This is a genomic window from Paenibacillus glufosinatiresistens (assembly GCF_031470375.1).
Taxonomy (GTDB): domain Bacteria; phylum Bacillota; class Bacilli; order Paenibacillales; family Paenibacillaceae; genus Paenibacillus_AQ; species Paenibacillus_AQ glufosinatiresistens.
The window spans coordinates 395,584-407,340 of the sequence record NZ_JAVFHT010000002.1; the positions used below are offsets into that span (position 1 = coordinate 395,584).

The window sequence follows — 11,757 nt, forward strand, 5'->3', positions numbered from 1 at the left end:
TCTCAAGCTTCCCCCATTTCTCCGGATTCATATAACATACAGGCGGCGGCGACCATGCCCGCCGTCTCGCAGCGCAGAATGCGCCGGCCAAGGCCGACGCAGACGGCGCCCGCCGCTTCGGCCTCCCGGCATTCTTCTTCGCTGAAGCCGCCCTCCGGCCCGACAATCAGCAGCGCCGAAGCTTCGGCGGAAGGCTCAAGGCTCCGCAGCCAGGGAGCCACAGCCGAACGAAGCTGGTGTCCCTGTTCTTTCTCATAGCACAGGTAGACGGCGCCGTAACGGTCAAACGTCCGAAGCAGCTCCTTCCAGCTTAAGGGAGCATTCACTTCGGGAACGCGGTTCCGGTGCGACTGCTCGGCCGCTTCCTTGGCAATTTTGCGCCAGCGGTCCAGCCGTTTGCCCTCCTTGCGCTCATCGTACTGCACAATGGTTCTCTCTGACAGAAACGGCACGAACGCGGCGGCGCCGATCTCGGTGCCCTTCTGGATGACGGTCTCCATCTTGTCGCCTTTCGGCAGACTCTGGGCCACCGTAATCCGCAGCCTCGCCTCCTGCGTCTGCGGGAGTTCTTCCAGCAGAGTTACGCGGACAAAGTCCGGGCCGATCTCCTCAACGGCAGCCAGCGCCTCCCGGGACCGGCCGTCGCTGACAATGAGCTTGTCGCCCGCCTTGCCGCGCATGACTCTGGCGATATGCCGGGCATCGTCGCCCGTCAGGGTGGCCTCCGTCTCTCCGAATTGTCCGGGGGATACAAAATATCGCTGCATGTCTATCAACATCCTGTTCCTGCATGAATTTGACGCCCTGATTGTGGAATCAGGGACAAGATTAAGCTATAGGCCGAACAGCCGGCCAAAGAAGGTGAACAGCTCTTCCCGGATATCGAACGCCCAGATCTGAAGCGGCAGAATGACCGCTCGGGAGAGCGCCGGAATGAATACAATCAGCAGAAAAATGAAAATCGACCACTGCTCGAACTGCTGCAGCTTGCCTCGAACCTGCCCGGTCGCCAGATCCTCAACGACCCGGTAGCCGTCCAGCGGCGGCAGCGGAATCAGGTTGAAGAAGAACAGGAACAGATTCATATAGACGAAGATGGAGAAGAACGTATCGAACGCCCGCAGCAGCTGCACATTGGAATTGGCGTCCACTGCACCCGCTGCAATCAGCGCCATATAGACGGCAGCTCCCGCAATCGCGAGCAGCAGATTGCTTACCGGACCGGCTACCGATACGATGATGCCCATCAGCCGGGGACGGTCGAAGTTGGCCCGGTTGACCGGGATCGGCCGGGCCCAGCCGAATCCCGCGATGACAATCAGGAGTACGCCGAAGAAATCAATGTGCGATGCCGGATTCAGCGTCAGCCGGCCGAGCAGCCGGGCCGTCGGATCGCCGAATTTATTGGCGAAGTACGCATGCGCGAACTCATGCACCGTGAACGCAATCATAATGGTAACCAGAAAAAACGGAAGCTGTTCCAGCGGCATTGCTATAATTCGTTGCAGAAAATCCATATTTACCTCTTTCCGGCCGTAATCGCCACCCAGTCTTCTTCCTTCGCGACTTCCAGAATGTCGAAGCCCGACTTCTCCAGGGCATCCGCCACCAGACGCTCTTTGTCTTTATAGATGCCCGAAGTAATGTAGATGCCGCCCGGCTGAAGGGCGCGGTAGACATCATCCGTGAAGAGCGCGAGAATTTCAGCCAGAATATTCGCAACCACAATCTTCACGGGCAGGGTTACGCCAAGGTCTTCCGCCCCTCCGGCGGGCTCCGCTTCATCCGAAGCCGAGCCTCTGGCCGTCGGCCACATGGCCCCGGCGGCCGTGTCCGAAGCGCCTCCGCCGCCGAGCAGCGACAGCAGATCGCTCTCTTTGACGGTGATATCGGATTCCAAGCCGTTCAGCCGGACATTGTCGGCTGCGCTCAACACAGCGACCGGGTCCAGGTCCAGCGCCAGCACCGAACGGGCGCCGAGCAGCTTCGCGCCGACGGCCAGAATGCCGGAGCCGGTGCCGACGTCGATGACTTCTTCGCCGCCGGCGATCACCTTCTCCAGCGCGCGCAGACAGAGCGCGGTCGTCGGATGGGTTCCGGTCCCGAAAGCCATGCCCGGGTCGATGCGGATGATTTTCTCGTCTGGGCTTAGAGGCTCGTACTCTTCCCACACCGGCTGAATCGTCAGCGTCTCGCTCACCCGCAGCGGCTTGAAGTACGCCTTCCAGGCATGGCTCCACTCCTCTTCGTCCACGGTCTTCCAGGAGAGCTCCGCTCTGCCCGGCTCTATGCCGTAGTCCCGCAGTTCCAGAATGCGCGGGCCGATCTCGGCCACAGCCGCATTCATATCCGCTTCCAGGGCAAAGTAGCCCTTGATGACGGCCTCGCCTTCGGGAATGTCGTTCAGCGGCTCATCGTACAGCTCGCCGTACCGCGTGTCGCGGACCTTGGAGAGCGTTCCCGACTCCTCGATCGATACCCCTCCCGCTCCGGCTTCCACGAGAAAGTTGGAGATCATCTCCTGCGCTTCTTCGGTTGTATGTATGGTCAATTCCTGCCACAGCATGATTCGTTAGCCTCCCAAATGATAATGCCTGTTAAATTTGTGCAAAAGCCAGTCCCATTTCCGGCCGCAAGCGGCCTCCGTCATTATACCATCGTTTGCCCGTCCGGCGCCAAACCGCTGAACGCGCAGTCCCTCGTATGATCGTTCACCATCCCGGACGCCTGCATGAACGCATAACAGATCGTGGAACCGACGAATTTCATGCCCAGCTTCTTGAGCGCCTTGCTCATGGCATCGGATTCCGGCGTGCTTGCCGGCACATCGGCGGCCGACTTCGGAAGATTCACTCTCGGCTCTCCGCCCGCGAAGCTCCAGAGATACTCCGAGAACGAAATGCCCCGCTTCTTCAGTTCCAGATAGACCCCGGCGTTGGCGATAACCGCGGCGATCTTGAGCCGGTTGCGGACGATGCCGGGATTATTCATCAGCTCCAGGAATTTGGCGTCTTCGTAGAGGACGATCTTCTCCGGATCGAAGCCGTCGAACGCCTCGCGGTAGTTCTCCCGCTTCTTCAGGATGGTGTACCAGCTCAGCCCCGCCTGCATGCCTTCCAGCATCAGCAGCTCGAACAGCTCCCGGTCATCCCTGACCGGCCGTCCCCATTCCTCGTCATGGTAAGCCCGGTACAGCGGATCGGCGTTAACCCAGGCGCAGCGTGCAATCTCCATTCTTCCTCCGACTCCTCTCCGGCCGTTCCGGTTGGGACTTGCCCGTCCCGTGAATCTTAACACTACTGAAAGCCGGGGGTTATTGTCAATGGCGGCGCGGCGAAGGAGAATCTCTCCCCTGCCCAAAGAAAAAGGAGACCCGCCGCGGGTCTCCTTCTCTACTATCTGTTCGTCCACTCTTCCGTTCCGGTCGCATACGCGTTGTATCCGTGGCCGACGGAAGCTTCCATAATATCGGTGTACGCTCCGTGCGATTCCTTCACATCGGACCAGACCGGCGTTACGCCGACCTTGTCGCCTGTGCTGCGCTTGAGCAGCCGGTTGAAGATCTTCACCGCTTCGGTCCGCGTTACGGCTTGGTCCGGACGGAAGGTTCCGTCACCGTAGCCGTTGATCAGACCCTGCTCGGCGAGCGCTGCAATCGCCTTCCCGGCCCAATGGCCCTGCGCATCCGCAAAGGAAACGGAACCCGCCGCCTTCCAGCCGTAAATGTTCGCCAGCGTCTGCGCCAGTTCGGCCCGGGTTACTTTGCCTTCCGGCTTGAACGCGCCGCCGGCATAGCCGGTCATCCAGCCCTGTGCGCGGGCAGCGGCGATGTCCTTGGCCGCCCAGTGTTTGGCGGCGACGTCCTTGAAGGAAGCCGCGGCTTTGGCCGGCGCGTTCTTCGTCATCGTCCGGCCCAGAATAGCGGCCAGCTCGGCGCGGCTGATGCCGTTCTCCGGCTTGAAGCTGCCGTCCGGATACCCCTTGATGTAGGCGGTATGCGTACCGCTGCCGGTCTTGGCCGGATGGATTTGAAAACTGTGCTCGACGATCGACTGGCCGACATGAATAATGCCGTCCTTGATGTAGCTGTCTTCGCCCTGTTGTTCGCTGCGCGTATCCTTGCGGCTGTCGTATACTTCGTAGCCGTCCTTCTCGGCGAGAATGTAGTAATCGCCTTCCGGATAGACCATCCAGCCGTACTGTCCGCCCTTCACGCTCGTCTGCGGGTCCAGATTGCGGTTCGGCGCAAAGTCCGGCAGTTCCGGCAGTTCGACAAGCGCGTCGACAGTCCGGCCCTTGGCCCGGTTCAGCGCGGTATCGCTCCAGTGGAGCGTGACCTTGACGCCATCGACCGGCTTGCCGGTAACGGAGTCGGTAATGATGCCGTACGGGTCGATCAGCTCGGCGCTGATGCTGACGTTGCCGGCTGCGTCAACGGTCACCTTGGCGACGGTTCCCGCCAGCTTCTGTCCGTTCGGGGCCACCACTTGAAGCGGCAGCTTGTAGGTTCCGGCCGGCACGTTCGGCATGGATACCTGTCCGCCCGGCTTGATGGTAGCACTTCCGAGGCTCTGGCCGCCGGCATTCAGCAGCTGTCCGGTCAGCGGCAGAGAGGAGCCGATCGTCTGCGTCAGCGGCGTCTGCAGGGCTTGGCCGGACCCATCGACTACCTTCAGGGTAATCTGGCTGTTCGGTACCGTGGCAGCGGCCGTAGCTACAGGCGTTGAGACCGGAGACGAAGCTTCGACGGTGTAGGTCCATTCCTTGACTTCGCTTGCAATCATGCCGTCTTTCACGGCGTATGCCTTGATCGTTACATTCTCACTTACAGTAATCGGTCCGGTGTACGCCGGGCTGCTTGTCGTAGGCACGCTGCCGTCCAGCGTGTAATAAATGGTCGCGCCTTTGGTCGCTGTGCTCAGGGCAACCGTCGTTCCGGCCGTGACCTGGCCGGAACCCGGCAGGGCGGAGACCGGCTGAACGGTCTGAATCAGACGGGTCTCGGCTGTATTGGAGAGCCCTTCTTTTGCGCCTCCCCATACAGCAAGGCGGAACTGGTAAGCGGTGCCGGCAGGCAGCCCGGTGACGACAGCCGAGACAGACGCGGCGTCCACCGGCAGCGCCAGCGTTGCGGTCTGCCAGTTCACACCGTCGGCCGAGTATTCCACCGCGACGGAAGACGCTCCCGTTGCAGGGCTGAATGTCAGCTTATACCCCTCCGCGGTCTCCGCAGCCTTCAGATCGGAGATCGGTTTCGGGAAGACCTTGACGGTAATGCTGTCGGAATTGCCGCGGTCGATATAGGCGGCATAAGGACGGCCTTCCGGATCGAAGGCGAGTCCGGGCAGATAAATTCGTCCGGCCGAGAAGTTCTCGGCTCCGACCTGTTCCCAGACCGTGCCTGTCCATTTGCGGACGTTAAGCGGCGCCGCCCCTTCCTGCATCTCGGTATACGCCAGGTAGGGCGTTCCCGCAGGATCGAAGCCAAGCGTCAGCTCATTTGCCTCCCACGGAGTCGCGGTTCCGGCGCCTACCGGATTCCACGCGCCGTCTTTCCATTCTTTCACGGCGATGGCCGAGCCGCTGGCCTGATCCTTAAAGGCGATGAACGGAGTGCCGCTCACCGGATTGACGGCGAGAGCAACCTTGCTCTCATAGCCTACGCCGGTCGCATCCGCCGGAGCGCCGCCTATCGTTTCCCAGCGGTTGTCTTTGTAGACGGCCAGGTACGGCAAGTATTTGTTGTCGGTTTCACTGGTGTACGCCGCGTAAGGCGTTCCGTCCGGAGCCAGATCAAACGCCAGCGATTCGACGGTACTGCCGCCTTCGCTGAATTGCGGATCGCCGGTTACGGTCCAGCTTCCGTCTGCGAACGTCATGACAGTCACGGCGCCGCTGCGTGCGCCGGCGCGGCTGTAATCATAATCCTGATAAGCGAGGTAAGGCCGGTCGCTGCGGTCTAGCTTCAGAGTAATCTGATTGGCCTGACCGGAGGTGAATCCCGGATTTCCCACAAGGACCCACTGACCGTTCTCCCATTTCTTCACCGTCGCCCGGCTGTCGTTGTCGTTGTCCCGGTAAGCGACATAAGGCGTCCCTGTGCTGTCCAGCGCCAGGGATACATAGGCGTTGCCAAGGTTATCGGCAACCGGGTCCCCGACTTCTTCCCAGGCCGTACCGTTGAACTTCATCACGGTGACTTTGCCGGTCATGGCCGAATTGACAAAGGCAATATAGGGTGTGCCCTGTTTGTCTACCGCAATCGAAGGACTTTTAATCTGGTAATCGGTAATGCCTTCTTTGCCGACGATGCGCCAGCCGAAGTCGGGCATCGTGGCTTCCGCTACATTGGACAGGCCGCCGCTGCGTCCGTCTTTGATGTTAAGGCGGAAGTAGTAATGCTTCCCGGGAACGAGTCCCGTCACTGTCGCATAGCTGGAATATTGATGAAGAGGGATGTCCATATTCAAGCGGGACCGGGTCCAGTTGATGTTGTCCTGCGACTGCTCGACCCACAGCTCCGTAGCGCCCGGTTTCTGCGTAAAGCTCAGGTCGGCCTTGCTCTCGGTGGTATCGGACACCGACAGGTCGGTAACCGGCTTCGATTCCCAACCGACCATCATGACCGGGACGATCTGGTCCTGGATTTCGGCCGCCCCCGAGAAATTCAGCGCGCCGATCTGCGTGCCGGCACCGCTTACCGTCAGGGTCGTCAGCGTGTCTTCTTTGATTCCTGCACTGCTCCCGTATTGATGGGGAGCGGTCTGGCCGGCATTGCGTTCAACCACCAGTCTGGACAGGTTGTCCGCATTATCGTCGGAGTTCCCGTACACAATCCAGTATTTATGGTTCGGGTACAGCTTGGCCCCGGGCTGCGGGAAGCCGAAGAACTCATTGCGGTACGAGGTTTCATACGGGCTGACATTCTTGTTGTCCGCCAGTGTGGAAGTGCCCTCCGCGTTCATCAGAACCGTACCGGGACGCCCGTTGTCGTCGCTGTAGATGGCAACCGAGCTCTCGGCGGAAGTATAGCTGCCCTGCTCTTCGTAACGGAGTTTCAGGTAGACGTTGGAGATTTCCGCATAAGCGTTGCCGACCTGGAACGGCGTTGCGTAATACGTGCCCGGAGCAAGTTCGTCGTACGTAGCCGACGTGACCGTGCTGTGATCGCCCATCGTGTCATAGAGCGGCAGCGCCCCCGCCGATGCGCTGGACCCTTGGTAGAAAGGGACGACCAGTGAAATAACCGTAAGAACGGTCAAAGCTCGCTTCAGAACTTGCCTGAAGCCCTTGGGTATAATCATTCAGTCAACCTCCAATGGATGTAATGTACCTGTTATATCGACCGCCGCCACGAATTACTGAATATTAAAATAAAGAAATTTCAGATATGAAAATTATTCCTTTTTCAGAAAGGAAAAGGGACGCCGCGCGTACAAAAAAAGCCCGGCGCCTGTTGCGCCGAACTTAAGGTTTGTAATCCGCCTGCCAGTCTGTATTACCGGTTCTTCAGCTTGTAAAATTCACCCTGCCGGGCCAGCAGCTCGTCGTAGGTGCCGACCTCCGCGATCCGGCCCTTCTTCATGACGACAATCCGGTCGGCTCCCCGGATCGTGGACAGCCGGTGGGCGACGATGAATGTCGTCCGCTTGTGCATCAGGCGCTCGATCGCGTCCTGGACATGGCGCTCGGATACATTGTCCAGCGCGGAGGTCGCTTCGTCCAGGATAATGATCCGCGGATCGCGGACCAGAGCCCGGGCAATGGCGATCCGCTGCCGCTGGCCGCCGGAGAGCTTGCCGCCGTGCTCGCCGACGGAGGTGTCCAATCCGTTCGGCAGGCTGTCGATCACGTCCTGCAGATTGGCCATATAGACGGCCTCCTGCACCTTCTCCTCGCTGATGTGGGGCAGACCGTACGTAATATTCTCCCGGATTGTTCCCGAGAACAGGAGATTATTCTGAAGCACGATGGCCAGCGACTGGCGGTAGCGCTTCATGCTGAGCTCCGTCATCGGAATGCCGTCCACCTTGATGAGTCCGCTCTGCGGCTTGTAGAAGCCGATAATCAGATTCAGGATCGTCGATTTGCCCGAGCCGGATTCGCCGACAAAAGCAATGGTCTCCCCTGCCCTGACTTCCAGCGAGAAATCCTCCAGCACATGGCGCTCCGATTCGGAGTAGCGGAAGCCCACGCCGCTGAATGAGTAGGCCCCCCGGATCGCATCGGGCTTGGTGCGTCCCCGGTACTCCTCCGTCTCGTTGGACATGAGCACCTCAGAGACGGAATGCAGCGATTCCAGACCCTTGACCAGGTTCGGATAGACATTGAGGATGGAGGTGACCGAGCCGATGATCATGTTGAAGAATCCCTGATACATCACGATATCGCCGATCTCCATCATCCCCTTGTGGGCGAGGAAGGCCGTGAAGAACAGGCAGCCGGCCTGGAACAGCTGGAACACCACCCAGCTCGAAGAGCCGAAGTAGGCCTCCAGCACATCAAGCATATGTCCCCGCTGGCGGATGTTCTCCAGCGCGCTGTCCACTTTGCGGATCTCGACCTCTTCCAGCCCGTGCGCCCGGGTAACCGGGATCATCTCCACCGTCTCCGAGACCTTGCCGGACATTTCTTCGATATTGCGCCGCACTTCGTGGTTGCGCTGCGACATCCGGCCCCGGAAGACCCGGACGAGATAGATGGATACGGGCGCCATGAGGATGAAGAACAGAGCCACAATCCGGCTGTGATACAAGGTCAGGCCGGTCACCACCGCCAGGTTGATTCCGGCCGGAATGACGGTCATCAGCATCTGGCGGGACAGGAAGTCGATCGCTTCGACGTCCCGCAGCACCTTGGACTGCATCTTCCCGGCGTTCATGTCGCCGTGATAGCCGAGCGAGAGCTGCTGGAGCTTGCGGACAAGCGAGCTGCGAAGCCCGGCTTCCACATGCCGCACCGCCTGGCTGATATACTTGATGTGCATCGTATGGGTAGGAATATTCTGAGCGATAACGATGAGAATAACCACCAGATTGATCCAGAATTCCCGCATGCCGTGTTCGTTCGGATAGCCGACGATATTAATGATGTTCGCCGTCACGACCGGCAGCACCCAGACGGGCGAAGTTTTGAGAATGTAGTACAGGGCGGACAGCGCTAGCTTGCGCGTATGCTCCCGGTAGAGGCGCCACAGAAGAGAGAACGGCTTCGGAGCGCTCTGTCCGGTCTGATCGGCCGCAAACCACTCGGTGTAGTCCAGGGTCGATTCGGTTTTTGCCATAGGATTCACTGCCTTCTTGTCTTATAATAGACTTCATGCCTTGGGCCCGGCCGGCCCGGCGGCATAAGGTAAAGACAGTATAGCCCTCCTCTGCGCAACCGGCCATCACATCATCGGTCCTGTTTGGAGAGGCGGGTTCACATAATCGGACACCTCCGCCGAGGGAGGAGCCGTCCAAGAAGAAGGAGGCTTGCGAATATGGAACCGGCAACCCGGGAGGAACAATTCTTTCCGCATGTCCGTTCGGACATCTGCCTGTACGCGCCCCACCGGCGCACGGTATGTGGAGGCTGGACCTGCGGCCTGCATGTACACCATATGATGTTTGAGTTTATTCTCGTGACCCGGGGAACGCTCAGCGCCTTTGCCGGGCATACGGCGCATACGCTGACAGCGGGCGATCTCTTTCTGGTGTCTCCAATGCAGCTCCACGGCTACCGCGCTCCGCTGGAGGAGGGCTGCTCCTTCGTCGCCGGGCATATCGGCGCCGAAGACGAAGAGCTGCTGGAACTGTTCGAGAGTGAGAACGTCTGCGCTTATCCGGCGGATCATCCGCTGACCGAAGCGCTCTCTCCTTCCATTCTCGGGCTGTTCAACAAGCTCGAAGGACCGCGTCCGCCCCGCGTCTCCGCGGTCATGCTCGGGGTGCTCGAGATCATCGAGCGCATTCATGCCGGCTTCGCGGCCGAGGCCGCGCGCAAAAAGCCGGCTGCGCGCAGAGAGCCGGCCTATCTGATTGCCCGCGAGATCGAGCGGCTGCTGCGCCGCCCGCAGATGGACGGCGAGCCGTCTCCCGCTGCCGGCCCCGACGAGGCGGCGGGAGACTGGCTGGAAGACATCGCCCGGCGGCTCAACATCAGCCGCCGCCACTGCCACCGCCTGTTCCGCCAGGCCTATGGCATGTCCCCGAGACAGTACCTGATGATCCTCAAGCAGCAGGAAGCGATGCAGATGCTGGACAGCAGCACAGATACGGTGGAGCAGATTGCCTACCGGCTCGGCTATGTCAATGTCCAGAGCTTCATCCGCCAGTTCACGACCTGGGTCGGCTGCACGCCGGGCGCCTTCCGGCGCAACCGGCCGGATTCGGCGGATTATTTTCCTCCGAGCCTGTCCGCTTCGCTGCCGGCAGTCCCGTCTACCGGTCGCGATCCGTCAGCTTGATCCCCCATACGGAATCCTTCCGGTTGGAAGCGACGAGCCGCAGTTCGGGCAGCCGGGGATCGCCCGGCGCATGCTTCTCGAGAAAAGCGCAGAAATGCGATCTCAGCCCGATCTCCAGGTCCAGCTTGTTGTATTCGTTCGGATGGCGCTCCATCTCCGCCAGAGCCGCCTCCCAGCGGCTCAGATCGCCGGGCTCCGATGTTCCCCGCTCCGTCCGGTCGGCCAGGGTCTTCAGTTCCGCATAGGCGCGCTTGACGCCGGGCGCGTACAGACGCTTCTGATTCAGCAGTGTGAGCAGCGCAACTACCAGCGTCAGGCCGCCCCACATGATCCATTTGTCCATTGATCGGCACTCCTTCCGTACCCGGCTACACGGGTATTCCCTCTCTATTATACCTAAGCGGAGAATGCCGAACAGCCCGGTTCTGCGCGAGCAGCCGGGCGGTTCAGGTTCAGAGGGGTTCAAGCGAACCCGGATCTTCGGGACTTCCCGGATTCCTGCCGCGCCTCGCTTAAGATTCCTGCTTCTCCCGAAGCATTTCCCGAAGCTGGCGTCTGTCGGCTTCCGCGGAGCGGTCCATCGCTTCAACGTCGTCGCGGTCCGCCTCGGCGGCGGAGAATTCGACATCTTCATTCCGGGCGGATGCCAGAAGCTTCATCTTCTCCGTACCGGTCTTCACTTTATCGTAGCGTTTAACCATTGCCCATTCCTCCGATTCCCGGCGCTTGTCCGCGCCTGACTAGATCATTCCGCCGGCTTCCTCAATAATGGACAGCGCCTGGTGAAAAGTCGATTCGTCGATAACGACGGTCAAAAGAACATTCCGTCCGGTCGGCCCGCCGGCCCCGCCGTCGCTCATCCCGCTGGCGCTGGGATCGGCCGCCGCCATAACGCCGGCGTCCACTTGACCCGTGGCTGCGGTCCCAAGCGTGGTGATCTGCCCATTGGCGGGGATATAAGCATCATTGAAGCCGCCGCTGTAGCGGCTGAAGGTATCGATGGACATATCGACTACGCGCATGGACTGGAGCTTGCGGGAGACGCTCTCCGCCTCTTCGGGACTTTTGAAATATGCCAATATGCTTTTCTCGGCCATCCTGTATAACGCGTCCTCTCTGAATAAGACTCGGCTCTAGGCCTGACTCCCTCCTAGCGTGCGCATGAGACCGGCAATTTATCCGCAACGCCTGCCCGGGCCGGATCGCCTTCCCCCGAAATGCCCGCAAAAAAACGAGGCTGTCCCAAAAGTAGATATTTCTAAGCTGAGAGGGACCACCTCCACTAAAAAGTAAACAAAGCGGCCGTTCAA

The 11,757-nt window shown here is 60.0% G+C and carries 10 protein-coding genes; 1 reads left to right on the forward strand and 9 read right to left on the reverse strand.

Annotated elements, in window-relative coordinates; all coding sequences use genetic code 11:
• Positions 1-2: 2 nt before the first annotated feature.
• The 6 genes from RBI05_RS04885 to RBI05_RS04910 all read right to left on the reverse strand — a co-directional run bounded on the left by RBI05_RS04885 (position 3) and on the right by RBI05_RS04910 (position 9,283).
• Complete coding sequence (locus RBI05_RS04885; RefSeq protein ID WP_310550285.1) at positions 3-767, reverse strand: 16S rRNA (uracil(1498)-N(3))-methyltransferase; 765 nt, start codon at positions 765-767, stop codon at positions 3-5.
• Between the two features lie 66 nt (positions 768-833).
• Positions 834-1,517, reverse strand: a complete 684-nt coding sequence (locus RBI05_RS04890; RefSeq protein WP_310550286.1) for a site-2 protease family protein — start codon at positions 1,515-1,517, stop codon at positions 834-836.
• A gap of 2 nt (positions 1,518-1,519) precedes the next feature.
• The gene (prmA, locus tag RBI05_RS04895; protein ID WP_310550287.1) at positions 1,520-2,566 is read right to left on the reverse strand and encodes a 50S ribosomal protein L11 methyltransferase; all 1,047 of its coding nucleotides are present in this window, start codon (positions 2,564-2,566) and stop codon (positions 1,520-1,522) included.
• An 83-nt stretch (positions 2,567-2,649) separates the two neighbouring features.
• Positions 2,650-3,234, reverse strand: a complete 585-nt coding sequence (locus RBI05_RS04900) for a DNA-3-methyladenine glycosylase I (RefSeq protein ID WP_310550288.1) — start codon at positions 3,232-3,234, stop codon at positions 2,650-2,652.
• A gap of 161 nt (positions 3,235-3,395) precedes the next feature.
• Positions 3,396-7,304, reverse strand: a complete 3,909-nt coding sequence (locus RBI05_RS04905; RefSeq protein WP_310550289.1) for an S-layer homology domain-containing protein — start codon at positions 7,302-7,304, stop codon at positions 3,396-3,398.
• Between the two features lie 194 nt (positions 7,305-7,498).
• On the reverse strand, positions 7,499-9,283 hold the full coding sequence (locus tag RBI05_RS04910; RefSeq protein WP_310550290.1) for an ABC transporter ATP-binding protein: 1,785 nt from the start codon (positions 9,281-9,283) through the stop codon (positions 7,499-7,501).
• Between the two features lie 198 nt (positions 9,284-9,481).
• On the opposite strand from RBI05_RS04910, the gene RBI05_RS04915 reads away from it, so the two are divergent.
• The gene (locus tag RBI05_RS04915; protein ID WP_310550291.1) at positions 9,482-10,447 is read left to right on the forward strand and encodes a helix-turn-helix transcriptional regulator; all 966 of its coding nucleotides are present in this window, start codon (positions 9,482-9,484) and stop codon (positions 10,445-10,447) included.
• Here RBI05_RS04915 and RBI05_RS04920 read toward each other — a convergent pair.
• From RBI05_RS04920 to RBI05_RS04930, 3 genes are all read right to left on the reverse strand, one after another.
• Entirely contained in the window at positions 10,422-10,790 is a 369-nt protein-coding gene (locus RBI05_RS04920; RefSeq protein ID WP_310550292.1) for a hypothetical protein, read from the reverse strand. The genes RBI05_RS04915 and RBI05_RS04920 overlap by 26 nt on opposite strands.
• A 169-nt stretch (positions 10,791-10,959) precedes the next feature.
• On the reverse strand, positions 10,960-11,148 hold the full coding sequence (locus RBI05_RS04925) for a YfhD family protein (protein WP_310550293.1): 189 nt from the start codon (positions 11,146-11,148) through the stop codon (positions 10,960-10,962).
• A 39-nt stretch (positions 11,149-11,187) separates the two neighbouring features.
• Positions 11,188-11,544 carry a hypothetical protein gene (locus tag RBI05_RS04930; protein ID WP_150456961.1) on the reverse strand — a complete coding sequence of 119 codons (357 nt, stop codon included), beginning with the start codon at positions 11,542-11,544 and terminating at the stop codon, positions 11,188-11,190.
• Positions 11,545-11,757: the final 213 nt, after the last annotated feature.

Excerpts from the sequence above, each read along its gene's own strand:
- RBI05_RS04885 (WP_310550285.1), bottom strand. The coding sequence starts at position 767 with ATGCAGCGATATTTTGTATCCCCCGGACAATTCGGAGAGACGGAGGCC.
- RBI05_RS04890 (WP_310550286.1), bottom strand. The coding sequence starts at position 1,517 with ATGGATTTTCTGCAACGAATTATAGCAATGCCGCTGGAACAGCTTCCG.
- prmA (WP_310550287.1), bottom strand. The coding sequence starts at position 2,566 with ATGCTGTGGCAGGAATTGACCATACATACAACCGAAGAAGCGCAGGAG.
- RBI05_RS04900 (WP_310550288.1), bottom strand. The coding sequence starts at position 3,234 with ATGGAGATTGCACGCTGCGCCTGGGTTAACGCCGATCCGCTGTACCGG.
- RBI05_RS04905 (WP_310550289.1), bottom strand. The coding sequence starts at position 7,304 with ATGATTATACCCAAGGGCTTCAGGCAAGTTCTGAAGCGAGCTTTGACC.
- RBI05_RS04910 (WP_310550290.1), bottom strand. The coding sequence starts at position 9,283 with ATGGCAAAAACCGAATCGACCCTGGACTACACCGAGTGGTTTGCGGCC.
- RBI05_RS04915 (WP_310550291.1), top strand. The coding sequence starts at position 9,482 with ATGGAACCGGCAACCCGGGAGGAACAATTCTTTCCGCATGTCCGTTCG.
- RBI05_RS04920 (WP_310550292.1), bottom strand. The coding sequence starts at position 10,790 with ATGGACAAATGGATCATGTGGGGCGGCCTGACGCTGGTAGTTGCGCTG.
- RBI05_RS04925 (WP_310550293.1), bottom strand. The coding sequence starts at position 11,148 with ATGGTTAAACGCTACGATAAAGTGAAGACCGGTACGGAGAAGATGAAG.
- RBI05_RS04930 (WP_150456961.1), bottom strand. The coding sequence starts at position 11,544 with ATGGCCGAGAAAAGCATATTGGCATATTTCAAAAGTCCCGAAGAGGCG.